This window comes from Paucibacter sp. B2R-40, assembly GCF_025717555.1.
Classification (GTDB): Bacteria; Pseudomonadota; Gammaproteobacteria; order Burkholderiales; family Burkholderiaceae_C; genus Paucibacter_A.
Genome location: NZ_JAJIRP010000003.1, coordinates 66831 through 87352, shown reverse-complemented (window position 1 = coordinate 87352; position 20522 = coordinate 66831). Strand labels below are relative to the sequence as shown.

The window sequence follows — 20522 nt, the reverse complement described above, 5'->3', positions numbered from 1 at the left end:
AAGTGGTTTTCAAAAAACTACACCCGCTGCTTCGGTCGAAACAGCGGGTGAAATTTGTGGCTAGGCCTTGCCCGAACTTGCCGGCCGGTGGGCCGGCGAAAAACTCAGTTGGGCACTAAAGCCGAACCAAGCGCCTGCACGGCTTCGTCCAGCTTGGTCGATGCCAGGGCCTTGCACTGCTCCAGCGATGCGTTGGCTTGCGATCCAAAGGTGGTGGCGCTCTTGGCAGGCTTGAACAGCAGGTCCTTGCCCTTGACCGGCAGCATCAGTGTGCGGGCGGTGATCACGCAAGTTTTGGAAGCGTCAATGCCGCCTTCGACTTGGCTCAGAAAACCCCATTTGCTGGCCGGGTAGAGCTTGACGAATTTGGCCGTCGGTGCCTTCAACCAGATGGCTTCGGCGCTGGCTTGATCCATCCAAGGCGCGGTCGAGTGGTCGATGATGATGTACTTGGCTGGCGCGGCAAAGGCGACAGAGGCGCAAGGCAGCAACAGGGCGGCCATCAGCTTGGAGATTTTCATGGGTTTCTTTCGATTTGTCGGTGTGCAAATGGACAGGGCCGAGCTTGGCGGCCGTCTGCGCGGATTGTAGGGAGAGTTTTCAAGAAAATTCGGCGTTTGGCGTTTGCTGGCTATGAGCGTAAACCCGAGTGTCTGCCGCAGGCCGCGCAGCCCGTGCCGGTTTGCGCGATTGACGCAATCTGCTCGCTATCATCAGCTCATGGTGACATCAACTCAGCGCAAATCTGCCGCCGCTTCTCCCTCGGCTTCAAGTGATTCAAAAACACGATCAAAAGCAAGCGCGGCTCCTGCCGTCAAGACCGCAAAGCGGCAATTGGCGGCGAGCAAAGACGCGGCCGCATTGAGCGCTGAGGATCTGTCGGCGCAACCCTCATTGCGTTTCATGCACAGCCAGGCCTTGCGCAAGCAGACGCTGAAGGTGCTGACTGCGATGGAGCAGGCGGAGGCACCCGACGAGCACCGGGCTGCCTTGGCCGATGTAGTCGTGGTGTTGATGTCGGCCGGCATGGACTTCTATTTCTTGACCCCACTCAAACAAGCCAAGGCCGGCTTTGTGATTCAGCAATCTGCCAATCTCGGCATGGTCGGCGTGCAGCAACTGATGGGCGGGGTGATACGCAACATTATTGGGCGCATGGACCCACCTGCTTTGTTGAGCGTATGTGGCTCGATTCGTTCGATGATGCGCTGAGCTAATTCAACGCCACCGCTAGCTCAGCAACCAGGTACTGAGCCTGAAGGTGATCAAGGACGCCAGATAGGCCAAGCCGAAGAGGTAGCCGGCCATGATCAGCGGCATGCGCAAGCCCCCGGTCTCGCGCCTAACGGCCGCCAGGGTGGCCAGGCATTGCGGCGCGAACACAAACCAGGCCAGCAAAGACAGCGCCGTCGGCAGGCTCCAGCTCTGCGCGATCAATGGTGTCAAGGCTTGCGCCGCGTCCTCAGCTCCAGCCGACAAGGCATAGACGGTGCCCAAGGCACTGATGGCGATTTCGCGTGCGGCCAAGCCCGGCACCAAGGCCAGGCTGATTTGCCAGTTGAAGCCGATTGGCTCAAAGACATGAGCCAAGCCTCGCCCTAGCATGCCGGCCACGCTGTACTCAATCGGTGCGCCCAGGGCACCTTCGGGCTTGCCGGGAAAGCTTGACAGCGCCCACAGCACGAGGGTCAAGCACAAGATGATGCCGCCGACGCGTTTGATGAAAATGGCCGCCCGCTGCCACAGTCCAATCATCACATTGCGCGGATTGGGCCAGTGGTAATTGGGCAGCTCCATCATCAGTGGCCGCACTTGGCTGCCACTGGTGAAGCGTTTGAGCACCCAGGCAACGGCCAAGGCTCCGACGATGCCGGCAAGGTAGAGCCCCAGCAGTACCAAACCCTGCAGTTCGAAACCACCCCACACCAGGCGCTGCGGAATGAAGGCGCCGATCAACAAGGCATAGACCGGCAAACGTGCCGAGCAGGTCATCAGCGGCGCGATCATGATGGTGACCAAACGGTCGCGCGGGTTGGCGATGCTGCGTGTGGCCATGATGCCGGGAATGGCGCAGGCAAAGCTCGACAACAAGGGGATGAAGCTGCGCCCCGACAAGCCGACGCTGCCCATCAAACGGTCGAGCAAGAAGGCTGCGCGTGGCAAGTAGCCCGACTCTTCCAGCACCAGGATGAAAAAGAAAAGTATCAGAATCTGCGGCAAAAACACCAGCACGCCGCCGACACCAGCGATCAAGCCGTCGACGATCAGGCTGCGCAGCCAGCCCTCAGGCAGTTGGGTGCCCGCATGTTGACCCAGCCAAGCCATACCGGCTTCGATCTGGTCTTTGGGCCATTCGGCCCAGCTGAATACCGCTTGGAACAAGAGGAATAAAACCAGCATCAAGATCAGTGGGCCGGCCACTGGATGCAGCAAGACCCGGTCGATCCGGTCGCTCGGCAAATGCGGCAAGACTTGATCGAGGTCCAGCGCCTGCAAGATCTGCCGCACGGCGGCATGGTCGCTGGCTTGATTGGCGGCTTGCTGCTTGGCCGCGTTCAGTTCGGGCAAAGCATCGGCAGCGGGCAACCAAACTTCACGCTGATCGAGCAGCAACTTCAATTCGTCCACCCCGACGCCTTGCGTGGCGACCGTACGAATCACCGGCACACCGATCGCTGTGGCCAGTTTGTCGGCATCGATATGGATGCCGCGACGGTCGGCCAAGTCGGTCATATTGAGCGCCACCACGCAGGGTAGGCCCAGGCGTTTGACCGCCAACACCAATCTCAAGGTGCGGCGCAAATTGGTGGCGTCGAGTACGCAAATTACCAGGTCGGGTCGCTTCTCGCCCCGCGCGCGGCCGGCCAGCACATCGCAGGTCACACGCTCATCCGGCGAGCGAGGGTGCAGGCTGTAAGTGCCGGGCAGATCCAGCAGGCGCAGGCTTTTGCCCGCCGCGCTGCTCAAGCGGCCCTCCTTGCGCTCGACCGTCACGCCGGCATAGTTCGCCACCTTTTGCTGGCTGCCGGTCAGGCGGTTGAAGAGGGCGGTCTTGCCGCAATTCGGGTTGCCCACCAGCGCCAACAGCGGCCCACTGGGATGCACGTGAATGACGGCTTCACGCATCAAGCTTGCTCTGGCTCAGCACGGTGATGCAGGCCGCCTCGGCCCGCCGTAGCGCGAAAGTCGATTGGCCAATGCGCACCACCAGCGGGTCCGCGCCGGGCTGGCCGCGCGCCATCACGCGCACCGCTTCGCCCGGCAAAAAGCCCAACTCCTCCAGCCACTCGGCCCATTCGGGGGCGTAACCGGGTGAGCTGACGCCGACGACACTCAGGGCCGCGCCGATGGCGGCCATGGCCAGGCTGTTTGGGGCTTCGCTAGTCATGGATTTTGAATGGAAATGCGATGCAATCGAGAATTATTCGCATTGTAGCCCGTCCGGCAAGCGCTTAGGAGGCTTGCTGACTGAGCGTTTGATCAAGCGCAAGCTTGAGTTGCTCGAACCCGGCGACGAATTGATCGCTTTGATGCAGATCGGCATAACGCTCGAGCGCGTCACTCAAATCGTAGCTGCTGCCAATGGGTTCGATAAAGGCCAGGCACCCTTTGATGCCGTGCACGGTGGTGGCCGCAGCAGGCCAGTCGGCTTGGGCAATTGCGGCATCAATTTCCTGTAAGCGCAAAGGCAATTGTTCCTTGAAGGCGCTCAGCATCTGCCCCTTCAATTCACGCACCCGCTGCGCACGAATTTCCTTTTTGCTGATTGGGGCCGGTGCCAGCGCTGCGGGCTGCTCCAGCACGCTTTGCGGCTCACTGCGTGGCCCCAGCAGGCGGCCTAGCTTGCGGCGCTCCTCAATGACCTGACAAAGCACTTGGTGCAGCGCACGCTCGTCAATGGGTTTGCTTAAAAATCCCACCATGCCGCTGCTCAGAAACCGCGCCCGGTCCTGCTCCGAGGCATTGGCTGTCAAGGCGATGATGGGGATCTGAGGCTCAGGAAAAACCAGTTCGCGCCAGTGGCCGGCGCGAATATGACCGGTCGCTTCCAGGCCATCCATCACCGGCATGCGGCCATCCATCAAGATCAGGTCAAAGCGCTCCTGTGCCAGCGCGTGCAAGGCCTGCTCGCCGTTCTTGACCAGGGTCATGGTGTGCCCCATATCGTTGAGCAAGGCCTTGACGATCAGTTGATTGGTCTGCGCATCCTCGGCCACCAGCACATGCAATGAGTGCTCATGCGGCGGCAAGACTGGCTCAATTTCTTGTTGCGGCCGCTGGCCTATATCAAAGGGCACCTCAAAGTAGAAGGTGCTGCCCGCCCCCAAGCTGCTGTGCAAGCCGATGCCACCCCCCATCAACTCAACCAGTTGTTTGCAGATGGACAGGCCCAAACCGGTGCCGCCGAAGTTGCGTGTGGTCGACATATCGGCCTGTTCGAACTTCTGGAACAGGCGGCTTTGCGCCTCCTCGCTGATGCCCAGGCCGGAGTCTTGGACGGCGAAGTAGATCGATACTTGACCGGGCTGATGCGGGTTGGCTCCCAAGCTGGCGGCCACATGCACGCCGCCGCGCTCGGTGAATTTGATCGCGTTGCCGACCAGGTTCAAGAGCACTTGGCGCAGCCTTGTCGGGTCGCCTTTCACATAGTCTGGAATTTGTGGGTCCAGGTGCAATTCCAGCTGAATGCTCTTTTGCCCTGCTCGCTCGGTCAGCAGTTGCATGGCATCGTCCAGCAAGGGCCGCAAAGCGAAGTCCACTGTTTCCAGCTTGAGCTTGCCGGCCTCGATCTTGGAGACGTCGAGCAAGTCATTGACGATCTGCAACAGCGTTTGAGCGTTCTTGCTGGCCAGCTCGACCCGTTCGCGCGCAAGCGGCTCCATCTGCCCGCGCAGGCCGAGTTTGAGCATGCCCAAGATGCCTGCCATCGGCGTGCGCAGTTCATGACTCATCATCGCCAGGAAGGCACTCTTCAGAGTGGAGGCCTGTTCGGCCGCATCCTTCAAGGCCAGCAAACGGGTATTGCTTTCTTCCAGCTGGCTGTCGCGTTTGACGATCTGATCAAGCATGCGGTTGAACACCAGGCTGAGTGCACCAACCTCGTCATTCGCCACCACCTGCGCACGCACGGTGAACTTGTCGCGTTGCGAAACTTCGTCCATCACCTGCTTCAGATCGGTGATGGGCGCAAGCGCGCGGTGCAAAAAGCGTCGGGCGAACAGCAGCGCGGCGGCACCCGATAGTCCCAAGGTCAGCACCAAGGCCAGGGCGAATTGAAGAATCGACTGCCACATACGCGCCAGGTCAACTTTGGCAACCAGCGTGCCCACGCGCGCGTCGGACAACATCACCGGCGCGGCCAAGAGCAGCGAGTTTTCAAACAAACGAGATGGGCGTTGCAATTGCAAGTCCGCCGCGCTCAGGCCCAGCTGCGCGCTGGCCAGGTGGCTGGCGATGATGCTGCCGTTGACGCGCAAGATGTAGACCGACTGCAGGCCTGGGTAAATGCTGGCGGCGCGCAAAATCTCACCGGCCGCTTTCTCATCATCAAAAACCAGCGGTGACGCGGCCTGCACGGCCAAAGTGTTGAGCCAAGCTTGGCTGCCATCGATGACCGCAGCCCGCTGCATGACCGCCTCTTGCGCTGAAATGAGCAGCAGCGCAATTGCCAAGGCGGCGGCGAGCGCCGCAGCAAGAATGCGCTCAAGCTTCGTCACCAATGAGCGCTGCTGGGGCTGATTCAGGGCTGTGCTGGGCTGAGGACTTGTCACCGTGGGAGGAGGATTTGGACTGTGTTCAACGGGGCGTCAGTTGGTGCTTCTGGCCAATTGCAAGACTTTGGATGAAAGTGTGATGCCGACTTTTTTGGCCCGCTGGATATTGACATCAAACACCAGCCGTTTGCCGTCCAGTGACAACAAAATTGCAGCACCGGCGGCCACCGGCGTATCGGCCACGGTCAAAACCGGCGCATCGGCCAAGTATTTGAGGATGGACTGCATATTGGGTGCCTCTTGCTCGGTAATGAAAAGCAGTTGGCATTTCTTGATGCCCGCCATCCCGTTCATGCGAATGACAGACAGACGGCGACCATTGACGTTCTTGCCTTCCAAATTATTCAAGGCCTCGCCAAAATTGTCCTGACCCAGCACACAAAGCGTCAGCCCGTCTATTTGAGTTTGCGCATCGAGACCGGGCCAATCGGCAAAGATCATGAAGTTGTAGAGATAGCTGGCCTTCATTGCGTACTCGGGAACTGCCTGCGCCTGCACGGTCGAGCTCAGGCATGCACCCGCCAGCAGCGCCGGCAGGAGCAGTAGCTTCGGCAGATAAAGGCGCTTCATCCCTATCTCCAGAAGTCCCAGCTGACTTGCAGCCAAAAGGTCCGGCCATCCATCTGCATGGTGTCCAGCACAGCCCCTTCGTTTGCATGCAGCGCGATCGATGCCGGCACGGCATATCGGCGATTCAAGGCATTTTTGATGCTGAAAGAGGCGCCAAGGCCATACCAGCGTTGCGCCGAGGTCAGTGTCAGATTCACCAGGGTGGTGCCGCCCACCGGCCGGCCCGGACGCACCACGATGTCGTCGCCATCGCGCAATTCCTTGCTGATGCGAGAGCCCAGGTATTGGGCTTCGAGTCCTATGCGCAAGCTGTTGTCGAGTGCGGGCCAACTGAGATTGACTTTGCCCAGGCTGCGTGGCGAGTTGACCAGGCGCAGTCCTTCGACGTCGGTCGCGTCCTGCCAGGCGGCGCTGGCGCGCAATTGCACATCGCCCGCCCAGCTTTGGTCGATTTGCAGCTCCAAACCATGGGTTCTGCTTTGGCCGTCGAAGAACTTGGCCCCGGTCGTGGAGGAAAAATAGACTTGATCGGCCAAAACATAGTGGTAAATCGATCCGGTCAAGCGCAGCTTGGGGCTCACGTCATGCAGCAGCACCAATTCGGTCGCGGTCACCTGTTCGGGTTTGAACAAGTCCGAATGCTTGGAGGAGCTGATGTCATAAGGGTTGGGCAGGCGGAACGCCTGGCTATAGGAGGCCTTGACCGTGGTGTCGGGTTCCGCCTGCACGGTCAGGGCCAGCCTTGGGCTGATGGCGGCCTTGTGAGCGTAGCGTATGCAGGGGTCGACCGAGCAATCAATGGCATTGGGTTTGTCATAGCGCACGCCAATATTGGCGCTGACTTTGCTGCTGACAACAAACTCGTCGGTTGCGTAAAGGCTGTAAGTCTTGTTGGTATAGGGGAATCTATGGTAGCGAAACTTCTCCTGGCCTTTCGAATCAAGGGCGACCGGAGAGAACTCTTGCTTGAAATCATCCCGGTATTCCGCGCCGAATACCAAGGTGTGCCCGGTAAACCGAGTCCATGCAAATTTTTGGTCCAAACCCCACCATTGGCCTTGATGCTGGTTTTGTCGGAATTGTTCCTTGGGGTCTATCGGTCCGTATTCACGCAGTGTCTTGTCTTCATAAAGGCCGTAGTAAAGGCGTGAAACGGATTGCAAATTCTGACTGATATTGAAATCGTATTTGGCGCTGGCGTGACTGGTTTCATCGGTCAGGTGGTAAATGCGGTTGAACGCGTCTTCGCGTTTGGGCAGTGGCGACGCCTTGGTCCGGGTAACACTGGCGACCTGCATACTCAAACCATTGAATTCAATCTTGCCGAATAGGCGTCGATTCTCTTCAAAATCCTGGTTGACGGCCCAGCCATTATTTTGTTTGGGTGTATCAAAATAGGGGAAGTAGAGGTCTTGCCCATCGCTCTTGAGCCAAGACGCCGAGAACAAGACGTCGACGCCGTTGTCCAACTTCTTGCCGACGCTCAGGCGCTGTTTTTGTCCGCCATGGCTGAAGACATCGGCGGCAATTTGCGCTGAATTGAAATCACTGCCCTTTTTGGTGATGACATTGATAATGCCTAGCAAGGCATTATTGCCGTAGGTGACGGAGCCGGTGCCGGGGACATATTCAACCCGGTCGATCAACTCAAGGTCTATCAAGCCTGAGTTGTCAATATATGCCTGGTTGTAGAGATTGTCCTGGGTGGCATTGCCGTCGATCAATACCATGATGCGGCCGACATAATCCCCTGGCGCGCCGAAGCCGCGCCCGCCCAAATATTCATAGCGGCGATCAAAGGTGGTGTAAAGACCACGCATGCTGTTGATGACGTCGGCCAGCGTGCGATATCCAAAGGTTCGAATATCGGCAGCGGTCACGATGGACACCGCTGAAGGCGAGTCGCTGACTTGTTTGGCCAACTTGGAGGCGGTGATCACGTCCGTTTGAGTGAGTTTCTCAAACGGCAAGGTGGTCAAATCCAATGGCTTGTCCTGCGCCCAGGCTTTGGCTGTGCAGGCGAGGGCGAAGCAAAATATCGTAGTAATTCGCATGCGTTGATCGATAGTCAGGGGGACCTGAACGGGCAAGGGGGCTCGCCTCATAGAGCGAACTGTACTTGAGCGAGGCGGCTGCTTGAGCTATGCAAACCCCTTGTGTCCTTGCCAGGGTTAGGTCGAGCCAAAGCTCGTGAGCCACTCCTCTGGTCGGCGGACGGCGGTGCTTGCCTCGGATGGTTGGCCTTGAAAACCTGCATTTTTCTGCACGAAATCGAGGGCGCAAACGTTTAGCGTTTTCCTTTAGACGCCGATACACTCAAATTTCTTACAATGCAGGGTCCTTGTTCGGGTCTGCCTGAACATGCCTGTTCTGTCGATTTTTGTGCAGATGATTTTTAGCCAAAGCTCCAAGCCATGATTGCTTCTTCGAAGTTTGCTTCCACCGCTCGCGCAACCTTGCTGCTGGCAATGACCTGTTGGGCCCTGAGCGTGCAGGCACAGTCCAAGCCTGCGGTGATTTTCGACATGGGCGGCAAGTTCGACAAGTCCTTCAATGAGTCGGCCTATCGGGGCGTCGAGCGCTGGAAGGCCGAGACCGGCAAACCCTATCTCGAGTTCGAGATCAGCAACGATACCCAGCGCGTGCAGGCGATCCGCCGCATGGCCGAGCGTGGCGCCAGCCCCATCATCAGCGTTGGCTTTGCCCAAGCCTCGGCCTTGGAGCAGGTCGCCAAGGAATTCCCCAAGACGCAGTTCGCCATCATCGATGCGGAAGTGAAGCTGCCGAATGTGCAGTCGCTGCTGTTCAAGGAGCATGAGGGCAGCTATCTGGTCGGTGCGATGGCCGTGCTGGCCAGCAAGACCGGCAAGGTCGGCTTTGTCGGCGGCATGGACATCCCCCTGATTCGCAAGTTCCAGTGCGGCTACGAGCAGGGCGCCAAGGCGACCAACCCGAAAGCCGAGGTGTTTTCCAATATGACGGGCACGACGTCGAGCGCCTGGAATGACCCGACGCGCGGCGGCGAGCTGGCCAAAGCACAGTTCGCCAAGGGCTCGGACGTGGTCTTCGCCGCCGCCGGAGGCACCGGCTCGGGCGTTTATCAAGCCGCCAAGGACGCCGGCCGGCTGGCGATTGGTGTGGACAGCAATCAAAACCATCTGCAGCCCGGCACCATGCTGACCTCGATGGTCAAGAACGTCGATGTAGCGGTCTACAACGTGCTCAAGGGCTGGAAGCCCGGCACCACCACGCTGGGCCTGAAGGACGGTGGGGTTGAATATGCGCTGGACCAACACAATGCCAAGTTGGTGACGCCGGCGCTGAAGGCCAAGGTCGATGCCATCAAAGCCGACATCGTGGCGGGCAAGATTCGCGTTGCTGACTATATGGCGGACGGCGCCTGTAAATACTGATGGAGCGGTCAGCAAGCCAGGGCGCGTCGGCGCCCGCCGTGCGCCTGTGTGAGATCTCCAAGCGCTTTGGCGCGGTGCAGGCTAACCGCGAGGTCAGTCTGACGGTGGCCGCAGGCACGGTACATGGTCTGGTCGGCGAGAACGGCGCAGGCAAAAGCACTTTGATGGCCATTCTTTATGGCTATTACCAGGCCGATTCGGGTTCCATTGAAGTGGCCGGCCGGCCCGTGTTGATCGCCAATTCGCAACAGGCGATTGCGCTCGGCATCGGCATGGTGCACCAGCATTTCATGCTGGTGGATACCTTGAGCTGCCTGGACAATGTGATGTTGGGCGCTGAGCCAGGTTTCTTCTTGGCCAGTGGCGCGCGCAAAGTGCGGGCCAAGCTGCAGACCTTGATGGCCGAGACCGGCTTGCATGTGCGGCTGGACGCGCTGGTTGGCGAGTTGCCGGTCGGCGAGTTGCAGCGGCTGGAGATTTTGAAGGCGCTGTACCGGGGCGCGCGCGTTTTGATCCTGGACGAACCCACCGCCGTCTTGACGCCGCAGGAAACGCTGCAACTGTTCGATACGCTGCGTCGCTTGCGGGACGGCGGCGTGACGATTTTGCTGATTACCCACAAGCTCAAGGAAGTGATGGCGCTGTGCGACACGGTCACCGTGATGCGCGCCGGCCAGATCGTGCAGACCACGCCAATCGCCGACACCAGCGCCGAGGATTTGGCTCAGGCCATGGTCGGGCGCAAGGTCAATCTGGGCCGCAAGGAGGCACAACTCTGCATCGAGCAAAAAGCACTGCGCCTGCAAGCCAGCGGCCTGCAAGTTCGCGCAGCCAATGGTGTGCCGGCACTGGCCGGCGTGAGTCTGGACTTGTATGCGGGCGAGATCGTTGGCGTGGCCGGTGTGTCGGGCAATGGCCAGAGCGAGTTGCTGGAGGTGTTGTCTGGCATGTTGGCGCCCGAGGCGGGCCACTTGCAGCTCGACAACAGTCCCTTTGATGCGGCTGCCGGCACTTGGCTGACGCCGAGCAGAGCGCGTGAGTTGAAGCTCGCCCATGTACCCGAGGACAGGCATGCCTGCGCGATGGTGATGAACTTCCCGGCCTGGGAAACCGCCGTGCTCGGCTATCAGAATTTGCCAGCCTATCGCAGCGGCCCGGCCGGGCTTGGCATGAATGAAGGTCTGATGCGTGAGCAAACCGCCTTGATGCAAGAGCGCTTTGACGTCCGCCCGCGCGATGTGAATCTGGGTTCATCCAAGTTCTCCGGCGGCAATCAGCAAAAGCTGGTGCTGGCGCGTGAAATCGGCCAGGCTCCGACCGTCTTGCTGGTCGGCCAACCCACGCGCGGCGTCGACATCGGCGCGATCGAGTTCATCCACGGCCAGTTGCGCGCGATGCGCGATGCCGGTTGCGCCGTGCTCTTGGTCAGCAGCGAGCTGGATGAGATTTTGGCCTTGGCGGACCGCGTGATCGTGATGAATGCCGGCCGCATTACCGGGGAGTTGGCCATTGCTGACTGTGACGAGAAAAGCTTGGGATTGCTGATGGCAGCGCAAGTCGAGTTGAACGAAAAGGTCCCCGCATGAGCGCCCACCAAACCGCTGCGCTGCCGCGTTGGATCGACGTTGGCCTCTTGCCGCTTTGGAACCTGGCCATTGCTATGGCCGTCGCCGGTCTGGTCGTGTTAGCGATTGGTCAAAGCCCCTTGCAAGCGCTGACGGTGCTCCTGCAGGGCGCTCTGGGCAATGCGCGCGGCATCGGCTACACGCTCTACTACACGACCAGCTTCATCTTTACCGGCCTGGCCGTTGCCGTGGCCTTTCACGGCGGCCTGTTCAATATCGGCGGCGAGGGCCAGGCGACGCTGGGCGGTGTGGGGCTTGGCCTGTTGGCCCTGAGTCTTGGCCCCGTGCTGCCGGCCGTGTTGCTGCTGCCGCTCTTGGTCTTGGCCGCTGCGCTGTTCGGCATGGCCTGGGCCCTGGTGCCGGCCGCCTTGCAGGCCTGGCGCGGCAGCCATGTGGTGATCACCACCATCATGTTCAACTTCATGGCCAGCAGTCTGAATGTCTATTTGTTGGTCAACTGGCTGCGGCCCAAGGGCAGCATGTCGGTCGAGAGTGTCGCCTTTGCCGACTCGGCCCGCATGCCGGCGCTGCATGAAATGGCTGCCAAGTTTGGCCTTGAGCTGCCCTCGTCACCGCTGAACCTGAGTGTGCTGCTGGCGCTGCTGGCCTGTATTTTTGTGCATTGGTTTTTGTGGAAGAGCGCGGCCGGCTACGCCTTGCGCGCTGTCGGCAGCTCGCCGCGCGCAGCGCATTACGCCGGCATCAAACCGCGCTGGCAGATCATGATTGCGATGGGTTTGTCGGGCGCTTTGGCCGGCCTGGTGGCCGTCAATGAAATCTCCGGTGTGCAGGGCAAGCTGACGCTGGACTTTGTCGCCGGCGCTGGCTTCACCGGCATTGCGGTCGCCCTGATGGGTCGCAACCATCCGGTCGGCATCGTGCTGGCTTCGCTGCTGTTTGGCGTGCTCTATCAAGGGGGCGTCGAAGTCTCGTTCGAGCTGCCCGGCTTCAGCCGCGAAATGGTGGTGACGGCGCAGGGTCTGATCGTCTTGTTTGCCGGTGCGATGGCGACCGTCAGCGCGCCGATGTTTGGCCGCATTTATGCCGCCCTTAGGCATAAGGAGCCAGCTCATGGATGAGATCTTGATCGGCTCCGTGCTGGCGTCGACGCTGCGGGTCAGCACTCCGCTCTTGTTGTGCGCCTTGGCCGGCCTGGTGAGTGAGCGTTCCGGCGTGGTGGACATCGGCCTGGAAGGCAAGATGCTGTTCGCGGCTTTTGCTGCAGCGGCCGCCGCCAGCGTCAGCCATTCAACGGGTTGGGGCATGTTGGCCGCGATTGCCGTGGCTTGTTCAATGTCATTGATCCACGGTTTTGCCTGTGTCACGCATCGCGGCGATCAGGTGGTGTCGGGCGTGGCGCTGAATATGGTGGCGGCCGGCTTGACCGTGGTGCTGGGTATCGCCTGGTTCCAGCAGGGCGGGCAGACCCCGCCGGTGGCGGCGGACGTACGCCTGACCGGCCTGATCCCGGCCTGGAGCGAGCTGGACGGCGCGGTGGCGGATTTGGGCCCCTGGCTGGGCGCGGTGATCGGCCATGGCCTCTTGAGCCACAACATCCTGGTCTATCTGGCCTTTGCCCTGGTGGCCGGCGTCTGGTTCTTTCTGGAGCGTACCAAGCCGGGCCTGCGCCTGCGCGCGGTGGGAGAGAACCCGGCCATGGTGGACGCTGCCGGCGTGTCCGTGCCGCGTCTGCGTTATGCCGCTTTGATGATCAACGGCCTGCTGTGCGGCCTGGCCGGCAGTTACTTGGTGCTGGCGCAGAACGCCGCCTTCTCGCCGAATATGACGGCGGGGCGCGGCTATATCGCGCTGGCGGCGATGATCTTTGGCAAGTGGCGTCCGCTGCCGACGATGTTCGCTTGCCTGCTGTTCGGCTTTCTGGACGCGGTCGCGATTCGCATGCAAGGCGCTCATTTGCCTGCTGGCTTGGGCGGTGCCGAGATTCCGGTGCAGCTGATCCAGGCCTTGCCTTATTTGCTGACCGTTGTTTTGTTGGCCGGCTTTATCGGCCAGGCCCTGGCGCCCAAGGCGCTGGGCCGGCCGTATGTGAAAGAACGTTGAAGTGAAGGAGCGTTGAAGAAATGAAGCTCACGCAAGAAGTACAAGCGCAGCTGCTGCAAGCCTCTTTGGGCGCTCGGGAACATTCCCATTCGCCGTATTCAGGCTATGCGGTAGGGGCTGCGCTGCTGGACGAGCAGGGCCGCATCCATGTCGGCAGCAATATCGAGAATGCGGCTTATCCGCAAGGTTGGTGCGCCGAGGCCTCGGCCCTGACCGCGATGGTGATGGCTGGCGGCAAGCGTGCCACCGCCGTGCTGGTGACCGGCCCTGGCCCGGACGTGATCACGCCTTGCGGCGGCTGCCGGCAAAAGCTGCGTGAATTCGCCGGTCAAGATCTTGTCATCATTGCCGGCGACCCTAGCGGCATCAAACAGCAGTGGACCTTGGGTGAGTTGCTGCCCTACAGTTTTGGTCCCGAACATCTCAGCGCCAGTGGAGTGAAAGAATTAAAAAATGATTGATAACAAAACCCTCAATATCGCCATCGACGCAAGCGTCGCCAAGCTGAACGAATTGTTTGGCGCTGCACCCGCCGTGGCCGTGGTGCTGGGCTCGGGCTGGGCCGGTGCGGTCAGCCTGGTGCACGATGCCAAGCACCTGTCTTATGCCGAGCTGGCCGCTTTCCCGCAGCCCAAGGTTGAAGGCCATGTCAACGAGATCGTCGTCGGCAGCATAGGCGCGCAGCGCGTCGTGATGTTGCGTGGCCGCGCTCACACCTATGAGAGCGGCGAATGCACCGGCATGGCCGGCGCCTTGCGCAGCTTGAAGCGCTGGGGCGTGCAAGTGCTCTTGCAGACCAATGCCTCGGGCTCTTTGCGCACGAATATGGGCCCCGGCAGCCTGATGCTGATCAGCGACCATATCAATGCGCCGCAGCGCTCGCCGCTGGTGGGCGAGCAGGGCAGCGAGCGCTTTGTCGACATGAGCCATGCCTATGACGCCGAGCTGCGAGCGCACGCCAAGAAGGTCGCACAAGCGCAAAACCTGATGCTGGGTGAGGGCGTGTATTGCTGGGCGTTGGGCCCGCAGTTCGAAACCCCGGCCGAGATCCGCATGTTCGCCGCCTGGGGCGCGGACGCCGTCGGCATGAGCACCGTGCCCGAGACCATCCTGGCCCGCCACGCCGGCCTGCGCGTGATGGGTCTGGCCTTGATGACCAATATGGCCGCCGGCCTGTCGGCCGAGGCGCTCACGCACGCTTTGACGCTGCAGCAAGCCAGCCTGTCGGGCGAGCGCGCCGCCAACTTCCTGGGCGCTGTGGTGGCCGGCTTGGCCGAGTTGCCTTCCTTGCAAGCGGCGGCCGTGTGATGGACGAGAGTCTGATGAAAAAGGCGGCCCAGCAGGCCTTGCAATGCCTGGACCTGACGAGCCTGAATGACGGCGACACGCCGGCCGATATCGATGCACTTTGCGCCCGTGCCCAGACCCCCTTCGGCCCGGTCGCTGCCGTCTGTGTCTGGCCGCGCTTTGTGGCCCAGGCACGTGCCTTGCTGCCCGCCAATATTCGTGTCGCGGCGGTGGCCAACTTTCCCGCCGGTGATTTGGATTTGGCGCGCACCTTGGCCGATGTGCAAGAGATTGCCACGGCCGGCGGCGATGAGGTCGATGTGGTTTTGCCTTACCGGGCCTTGATCAAGGGCCAGACGGTCGAATGTGCGGAGTTCTTGGCCGAAGTGCGTCATGCGACGCGGCCCTTGACGCTGAAAGTCATCATCGAAAGCGGCGAGCTGCTGACGAATGATTTGATCGCACAGGGCGCGCGCCTCGCCTTGATGGCCGGGGCCGATTTCGTCAAGACCAGCACCGGCAAGACCAAAGTGTCGGCGACGCCCAAAGCGGCCGGCGTGATTCTTAAAGAAATCAAGCTCAGCGGCCTGGGCTCGGCCGGCTTCAAGGCCTCGGGCGGTATCCGTTCGGTGGCCGATGCGCAGGTCTATTTGCAGCTGGTCGAGACTCATCTGGGGGCGGCAGCAATAGTCCCGCAGCGCCTGCGTTTCGGTGCCAGCGCCTTGCTAGGCGACATCGAGGCGGTTTTGGCGGGTGCTGCGGTGGCCGCCACCAGCGGCGCTTACTAGGCGCACGGACAAAACACATAGCGATGCTGGCTCAAGAAATCATTCGCGCCAAGCGTGACGGCGCGGCCTTGTCCGAGGCGCAAATTCAGCACTTTGTGCGTGGCTTGGTTGACGGCAGCTGGAGCGAGGGTCAGGTCGCCGCTCTGGGCATGGCAGTTTTCTTGCGCGGCATGGGCAAAGCCGAATGCGTGGCGCTGACCACTGCGATGATGCGCTCCGGCCGTGTGATGAGCTGGCCCGATATGTCGGGGCCGGTTCTGGACAAGCATTCCAGCGGCGGCGTCGGCGACAAGGTTTCGCTGATGCTGGCGCCGCTGGTGGCGGCCTGCGGCGGCTATGTACCGATGATCTCGGGCCGCGGCCTGGGCCACACCGGCGGCACGCGCGACAAGTTCGATGCGATCCCTGGCTACAGCTGCACACCCTCAGCCGCCTTGTTCGACCGGGTGGTGCGCGAGGTCGGCTGCGCGGTGATCGGCCAAACGGCCGATCTGGCACCGGCCGATGGGCGTTTCTATGCCACCCGCGATGTCACGGCCACGGTCGAAAGCGTGCCGCTGATCACCGCCAGCATTCTGTCCAAAAAGCTTGCTGCCGGCTTGCAGGGTTTGGCGATGGATGTGAAGTGCGGCAACGGTGCTTTTGCCGACACGCCCCAAATGGCCCAAGAACTGGCGCAAAGCATCGTCGAAGTAGCGAATGGTGCCGGCCTGCCGACGCGGGCGCTGATCACCGATATGAACCAGGTGCTGGGCAGCGAGGTCGGCAATGCGCTGGAGATGGCCGAGGCCATCCGCTATCTGAAAGGCGAGGGCGTGCGCGATGCGCGTCTGCATGAGGTGACGCTGGCCCTGGGCGCCGAGATGCTGCTGCTGGGCGGCCTGGCCGGCAACCAGGCAGAGGCGAAGCTGAAGTTGCAACAAGCGCTGGACAGCGGCGCCGCTGCCGAACGCTTTGCCCGCATGGTGGCCGGCCTGGGTGGCCCGGCTGATTTGCTGGAGAGGCCGACTGCTTACCTCGCCGCAGCACCCGTCATCGTGCCGGCACCGGCGCTGAGTAGCGGCCGCCTGAGCTCTATGCAGACCCGCGACATCGGCATCGCCATCGTTGAGTTGGGCGGGGGGCGTCGCAAAGCAGGCGACAGCATCGACTTCCGCGTGGGCTTGAGCGCCACGCGGCAATTGGGCGATGAAGTTCGAGCTGGCGAGCCATTGGCTTTTGTGCATGCAGCAGATTTGTCTGCCGCCGAACGTGCGGTGGCGCAGCTGCAGGCTGCCTGCCATTTGAGCGAAGACGCCGGCGACTGGCAGCCGGCCTCGCCCATCTTGGCGCGGGTCGGCTAGACTTCCGACCCCGCTTCGCGTCTTTATCAACTTCAACGGCATGTCTGACACCACCCCCGCACCCGCTCCCGAGAACACGCCAGAGAACACTCCAGAGAGCGCGCCAGAAAAGCCGCTAGACCCGGCCCAGCATCGCCCGATCAAGAGCTTTGTCGTACGCGCCGGCCGCATGGGCTCGGGCCAGGTCAAGGCCTTGGCCGAGTTGGGTCCGAAGTTCGTGCTGCCCTTCAAGGCCGAGCGATTGAATCCGGCCGAGGTGTTTGGCCGCGAGGCGCCGCTGGTGTTCGAAATCGGCTTCGGCATGGGCGACGCCACCGCCAAGATCGCGCAGACACTCGCTGATACCGACTTCATCGGCTGCGAAGTCCACGCGCCCGGCGTCGGCGCGCTGCTCAAACATATCGACGAGCGGGGTTTGAACAATATCCGCATCGTTCAGCACGACGCGGTCGATGTGCTGGAGCAGATGATTGCGCCCGATTCGCTGGCTGGTGTGCACATCTTCTTCCCCGACCCTTGGCACAAGGTGCGCCACAACAAGCGCCGGCTGATCCAGTCGCCTTTTGTCGCTCAGTTGGTCAAGCACATTCGCCCGGGTGGCTACCTGCATTGCGCGACAGATTGGGAGCCCTATGCGCAGCAAATGCTGGAAGTTTTGGGGGCCGAGCCGCTGCTCGAGAACACGGCTGAAGGTTTTGCCCAGACGCCTTCTTATCGCCCGCTGACCAAGTTCGAGAACCGCGGCATCAAGCTCGGCCATGGTGTCTGGGACGTGGTGTTCCGCCGCAAGGCTTGAGTACAAAGGCCTGCCATGTCTGACTCCCATGCCCTTGCTGGCAAGCACATCTTGCTCGGCCTGTCCGGCGGCATCGCCTGCTACAAGTCCGCTGAGTTGGCGCGTTTGCTGATCAAGGCCGGTGCGACGGTGCAGGTCGTGATGAGCGAAGCGGCCGAACAGTTCATCACTGCGGTGACGATGCAAGCCTTGTCTAATCGCCCCGTAGCAAGCAGCCAATGGGATGCCCGCGAGCCCAACAATATGGCGCATATCAATCTCAGTCGCGAGGCCGATTTGATGCTGGTGGCGCCGGCGAGTGCGGATTTCATTGCCAAGCTGGCGCAGGGCCGGGCCGATGATTTGCTCAGCCTGACCGCGCTGGCGCGGCCGCTTGAGCGCTGCCCGCTGGCGGTGGCGCCGGCGATGAACCGCGAGATGTGGGCGCACCCGGCCACGCAGCGCAATATGGCTCAGATCCAAGTCGACGGTGCCAGCCTGTTTGGCCCCGGCAGTGGCGAGCAGGCCTGCGGCGAGGTGGGCGACGGCCGCATGTTGGAAGCGGCCGAGTTGCTGGACGAGGTGATTGCCTTCTTTCAGCCCAAGCTACTGGCGGGTCGCCGTGTGCTGATCAGCGCCGGCCCGACCTTTGAGCCGATTGACCCGGTCCGTGGCATCACGAATCATTCCAGCGGCAAGATGGGCTTTGCGATTGCCCGCGCTGCGCGCGACGCCGGCGCCGAGGTGACTTTGGTGGCCGGCCCGGTCCATCTGGCCACGCCGCGCGGCGTCAAACGTATCGACGTGCAGACGGCGCAGCAGATGTTTGACGCGGTGCTGCCCTTGGCGACGCAGCATGAGATCTTTGTTGCGACCGCTGCGGTGGCCGATTGGCGGCCGGCGGCAGTGCAGTTGCACAAGATCAAAAAGGACGGCAGTGCCAGCCCGCCGAGCTTGAGCATGACGGAGAACCCGGATATCTTGGCCGCAGTCGCCAAATTGGCTGATAGTCCTTTCTGTGTCGGCTTTGCGGCCGAAAGCGAAGATCTGCTCAAGCATGGCCGCGCCAAGCTGCTGCGCAAAGGTGTGCCGCTGATCGTCGGCAATATCGGGCCGGCCACCTTTGGTCTCGACCACAACGCGCTGCTGCTGATCGATGCGGCCGGTGAGCGCGAAATTCCCCACAACGACAAGCTCAGCCTAGCGCGCGAACTGGTGCGCGAGATCGCCGAGCGTTTTGAGAAGAACTCACAAGAAAAATGACCACCGTTGACCTGAAAGTGCTCGATGCCCGCATGGCTGAGCAATTGCCTGCCTATGCCACCCCCGGCAGCGCCGGCTTGGACTTGCGCGCCTGCCTGGACGCGGCTATCACCTTGGCCCCCGGCCAAACCACTTTGATCCCGACCGGCTTGGCCATCCACATCGGCGACCCCGGATTGGCCGCCATCATCCTGCCACGCTCGGGTCTGGGCCACAAACACGGCATCGTGCTGGGCAATTTGGTCGGTCTGATCGACTCGGACTACCAGGGCCAGCTGATGGTCAGCTGCTGGAACCGGGGGCAAACCGCCTTCGTGATCGAGCCGATGGAGCGCATTGCGCAGCTGGTCTTGGTGCCGGTGGTGCAGGCGGCATTTCGCATCGTCGATGATTTTTCCGACGCGTCGCAGCGGGGCGAGGCCGGGTTCGGTTCAACCGGCAAGGCCTAGACGTCTGCGGGCTTCGCCCGCAGGCTTTTTGCTCAAGCGATCAGGCCTGCCGCCATGCAGGGGCTCAACGCCCCGGCGTGTAGATCTGATCGAAATAGCCACCGTCGGCGAAATGAGTCTTCTGGGCCGCACGCCAACCGCCGAACGCCTCGTCGACCGTGATCAACTTGGTCTGGGTGAACTGTTTGGCATATTTGGCCGCCACTTTGGGGTCACGCGGCCGGTAGTAATGCTTGGCGGCAATCTCTTGCCCCTCGGTGGTGTACAAGTATTCAAGGTAGGCCTGTGCCTGCTTGCGCGTGCCGCGCTTGTCGACCACCTTGTCCACCACCGCTACCGGTGGCTCGGCCAAGATGGACAGCGACGGCGTCACGATCTCGAACTTGTCCGGGCCCAGTTCCTTGACGGCCAGATAGGCTTCGTTCTCCCAGGAGATCAAAACGTCGCCGATGCCGCGTTCGGTGAAGGTGGTCAGCGAGCCGCGTGCGCCCGAGTCCAACACCTTGGTGTTCGCGTAGATGCGTTTGACGAAGGCTTTGGCGCTGTCGTCATTGGCGCCGGGCTGCTGCAAGGCGAAGCCCCATGCGGCAAGATAGTTCCAGCGTGCGCCACCCGAGGTCTTGGGGTTGGGTGTGATGACGTCGATACCTGAGCGGGCCAAATCCGGCCAGTTCGTGATCTTCTTCGGATTGCCCTTGCGCACCAGGAACACTATGGTCGAGGTGTAGGGCGAAGCGTTGTTGGGTAGACGTTTTTGCCAGTCTGCGGGCAGCAGTTTGGCGTTGTCATGCAGCGCGTCAATGTCATAGGCCAGGGCCAGCGTCACCACGTCGGCCTCCAGGCCGTCAATCACCGAGCGGGCTTGCTTGCCCGAGCCGCCATGCGATTGTTTGACCGTCAAGATCTCGCCGGTCTTGGCCTTCCAATGCTTGGCGAAGGCGGTGTTGAAATCTTGATACAGCTCACGCGTCGGGTCATAGGAGACATTGAGCAAAGAGACCTGGGCCTGAGCCTGGCTCAGGCCGGCGGCACCCAGCAGCAGTGCGGCCGTTGCCAGGTTGAAGGTGCGTCGAATAGCGTTCATGAAATCCTATGTGATCCGTTGGCCAGAAGATGATGTTTGCGCGTCTGAGACCTGCGGCAATTTGAGCGCCGGGCAGGTCAGCAATAGATG

General features: G+C 61.4%; 19 protein-coding genes. 12 read left to right on the top strand and 7 right to left on the bottom strand.

The window, feature by feature from the left end; translation table 11 throughout:
• Positions 1-104: 104 nt before the first annotated feature.
• The gene (locus tag LNV09_RS06935) at positions 105-521 is read right to left on the bottom strand and encodes a hypothetical protein (RefSeq protein ID WP_263556364.1); all 417 of its coding nucleotides are present in this window, start codon (positions 519-521) and stop codon (positions 105-107) included.
• Positions 522-834: 313 nt separating this feature from the next.
• Here LNV09_RS06935 and LNV09_RS06930 point away from each other — a divergent pair, with 313 nt between their 5' ends.
• Positions 835-1212, top strand: coding sequence for a hypothetical protein (locus LNV09_RS06930; RefSeq protein ID WP_263556363.1), 378 nt, complete (start codon positions 835-837; stop codon positions 1210-1212).
• A gap of 18 nt (positions 1213-1230) precedes the next feature.
• On the opposite strand, the gene feoB is transcribed toward LNV09_RS06930, so the two are convergent.
• The 5 genes from feoB to LNV09_RS06905 all read right to left on the bottom strand — a co-directional run bounded on the left by feoB (position 1231) and on the right by LNV09_RS06905 (position 8329).
• Positions 1231-3126: a ferrous iron transporter B gene (feoB, locus tag LNV09_RS06925; RefSeq protein ID WP_263556362.1), complete on the bottom strand. Its 1896-nt coding sequence runs from the start codon at positions 3124-3126 to the stop codon at positions 1231-1233.
• Entirely contained in the window at positions 3119-3388 is a 270-nt protein-coding gene (locus tag LNV09_RS06920; RefSeq protein WP_263556361.1) for a FeoA family protein, read from the bottom strand. Before LNV09_RS06920 ends, feoB begins: the two co-directional genes overlap by 8 nt.
• A gap of 64 nt (positions 3389-3452) precedes the next feature.
• A complete protein-coding gene (locus tag LNV09_RS06915; protein WP_263556360.1) occupies positions 3453-5717 on the bottom strand; it encodes an ATP-binding protein in 2265 nt (754 codons plus the stop codon).
• Positions 5718-5807: 90 nt separating this feature from the next.
• Positions 5808-6344 (bottom strand): YfiR family protein, encoded by a 537-nt coding sequence (locus LNV09_RS06910; RefSeq protein ID WP_263556359.1) that lies wholly within the window; start codon positions 6342-6344, stop codon positions 5808-5810.
• A gap of 2 nt (positions 6345-6346) precedes the next feature.
• The gene (locus tag LNV09_RS06905; protein ID WP_263556358.1) at positions 6347-8329 is read right to left on the bottom strand and encodes a TonB-dependent receptor; all 1983 of its coding nucleotides are present in this window, start codon (positions 8327-8329) and stop codon (positions 6347-6349) included.
• Between the two features lie 429 nt (positions 8330-8758).
• Between LNV09_RS06905 and LNV09_RS06900 the strand changes: the two genes are divergently transcribed.
• Genes LNV09_RS06900 through dut form a run of 11 tightly spaced genes read left to right on the top strand, consistent with a single transcriptional unit; the run spans position 8759 to position 19348 of the window.
• A complete protein-coding gene (locus tag LNV09_RS06900) occupies positions 8759-9757 on the top strand; it encodes a BMP family lipoprotein (protein WP_263556357.1) in 999 nt (332 codons plus the stop codon).
• Entirely contained in the window at positions 9757-11343 is a 1587-nt protein-coding gene (locus tag LNV09_RS06895) for an ABC transporter ATP-binding protein (RefSeq protein WP_263556356.1), read from the top strand. Before LNV09_RS06900 ends, LNV09_RS06895 begins: the two co-directional genes overlap by 1 nt.
• Entirely contained in the window at positions 11340-12461 is a 1122-nt protein-coding gene (locus tag LNV09_RS06890; RefSeq protein WP_263556355.1) for an ABC transporter permease, read from the top strand. The genes LNV09_RS06895 and LNV09_RS06890 overlap by 4 nt, the downstream gene beginning before the upstream one ends.
• Complete coding sequence (locus LNV09_RS06885) at positions 12454-13443, top strand: ABC transporter permease (RefSeq protein ID WP_263556354.1); 990 nt, start codon at positions 12454-12456, stop codon at positions 13441-13443. Before LNV09_RS06890 ends, LNV09_RS06885 begins: the two co-directional genes overlap by 8 nt.
• Before the next feature lie 20 nt (positions 13444-13463).
• Complete coding sequence (cdd, locus tag LNV09_RS06880) at positions 13464-13904, top strand: cytidine deaminase (RefSeq protein ID WP_263556353.1); 441 nt, start codon at positions 13464-13466, stop codon at positions 13902-13904.
• Positions 13897-14751, top strand: a complete 855-nt coding sequence (locus tag LNV09_RS06875; protein ID WP_263556352.1) for a purine-nucleoside phosphorylase — start codon at positions 13897-13899, stop codon at positions 14749-14751. Before cdd ends, LNV09_RS06875 begins: the two co-directional genes overlap by 8 nt.
• 14 nt (positions 14752-14765) lie before the next feature.
• Positions 14766-15518, top strand: coding sequence for a deoxyribose-phosphate aldolase (deoC, locus tag LNV09_RS06870; protein WP_263556351.1), 753 nt, complete (start codon positions 14766-14768; stop codon positions 15516-15518).
• A gap of 23 nt (positions 15519-15541) precedes the next feature.
• Positions 15542-16861, top strand: a complete 1320-nt coding sequence (gene deoA, locus LNV09_RS06865; protein WP_263556350.1) for a thymidine phosphorylase — start codon at positions 15542-15544, stop codon at positions 16859-16861.
• Positions 16862-16901: 40 nt separating this feature from the next.
• Positions 16902-17657, top strand: coding sequence for a tRNA (guanosine(46)-N7)-methyltransferase TrmB (gene trmB / locus LNV09_RS06860; protein ID WP_263556349.1), 756 nt, complete (start codon positions 16902-16904; stop codon positions 17655-17657).
• Positions 17658-17672: 15 nt separating this feature from the next.
• A complete protein-coding gene (coaBC, locus tag LNV09_RS06855; protein ID WP_263556348.1) occupies positions 17673-18899 on the top strand; it encodes a bifunctional phosphopantothenoylcysteine decarboxylase/phosphopantothenate--cysteine ligase CoaBC in 1227 nt (408 codons plus the stop codon).
• Positions 18896-19348 carry a dUTP diphosphatase gene (gene dut, locus LNV09_RS06850; protein WP_263556347.1) on the top strand — a complete coding sequence of 151 codons (453 nt, stop codon included), beginning with the start codon at positions 18896-18898 and terminating at the stop codon, positions 19346-19348. The genes coaBC and dut overlap by 4 nt, the downstream gene beginning before the upstream one ends.
• Positions 19349-19412: 64 nt before the next feature.
• On the opposite strand, the gene LNV09_RS06845 is transcribed toward dut, so the two are convergent.
• A complete protein-coding gene (locus LNV09_RS06845; RefSeq protein ID WP_263556346.1) occupies positions 19413-20432 on the bottom strand; it encodes a sulfate ABC transporter substrate-binding protein in 1020 nt (339 codons plus the stop codon).
• Positions 20433-20522 lie beyond the last annotated feature (90 nt).

Excerpts from the sequence above, each read along its gene's own strand:
- LNV09_RS06920 (WP_263556361.1), bottom strand. The coding sequence starts at position 3,388 with ATGACTAGCGAAGCCCCAAACAGCCTGGCCATGGCCGCCATCGGCGCG.
- LNV09_RS06895 (WP_263556356.1), top strand. The coding sequence starts at position 9,757 with ATGGAGCGGTCAGCAAGCCAGGGCGCGTCGGCGCCCGCCGTGCGCCTG.
- cdd (WP_263556353.1), top strand. The coding sequence starts at position 13,464 with ATGAAGCTCACGCAAGAAGTACAAGCGCAGCTGCTGCAAGCCTCTTTG.
- LNV09_RS06935 (WP_263556364.1), bottom strand. The coding sequence starts at position 521 with ATGAAAATCTCCAAGCTGATGGCCGCCCTGTTGCTGCCTTGCGCCTCT.
- feoB (WP_263556362.1), bottom strand. The coding sequence starts at position 3,126 with ATGCGTGAAGCCGTCATTCACGTGCATCCCAGTGGGCCGCTGTTGGCG.
- LNV09_RS06910 (WP_263556359.1), bottom strand. The coding sequence starts at position 6,344 with ATGAAGCGCCTTTATCTGCCGAAGCTACTGCTCCTGCCGGCGCTGCTG.
- dut (WP_263556347.1), top strand. The coding sequence starts at position 18,896 with ATGACCACCGTTGACCTGAAAGTGCTCGATGCCCGCATGGCTGAGCAA.
- deoA (WP_263556350.1), top strand. The coding sequence starts at position 15,542 with ATGCTGGCTCAAGAAATCATTCGCGCCAAGCGTGACGGCGCGGCCTTG.
- deoC (WP_263556351.1), top strand. The coding sequence starts at position 14,766 with ATGAAAAAGGCGGCCCAGCAGGCCTTGCAATGCCTGGACCTGACGAGC.
- LNV09_RS06900 (WP_263556357.1), top strand. The coding sequence starts at position 8,759 with ATGATTGCTTCTTCGAAGTTTGCTTCCACCGCTCGCGCAACCTTGCTG.
- trmB (WP_263556349.1), top strand. The coding sequence starts at position 16,902 with ATGTCTGACACCACCCCCGCACCCGCTCCCGAGAACACGCCAGAGAAC.
- LNV09_RS06885 (WP_263556354.1), top strand. The coding sequence starts at position 12,454 with ATGGATGAGATCTTGATCGGCTCCGTGCTGGCGTCGACGCTGCGGGTC.
- LNV09_RS06890 (WP_263556355.1), top strand. The coding sequence starts at position 11,340 with ATGAGCGCCCACCAAACCGCTGCGCTGCCGCGTTGGATCGACGTTGGC.
- LNV09_RS06875 (WP_263556352.1), top strand. The coding sequence starts at position 13,897 with ATGATTGATAACAAAACCCTCAATATCGCCATCGACGCAAGCGTCGCC.
- coaBC (WP_263556348.1), top strand. The coding sequence starts at position 17,673 with ATGTCTGACTCCCATGCCCTTGCTGGCAAGCACATCTTGCTCGGCCTG.
- LNV09_RS06845 (WP_263556346.1), bottom strand. The coding sequence starts at position 20,432 with ATGAACGCTATTCGACGCACCTTCAACCTGGCAACGGCCGCACTGCTG.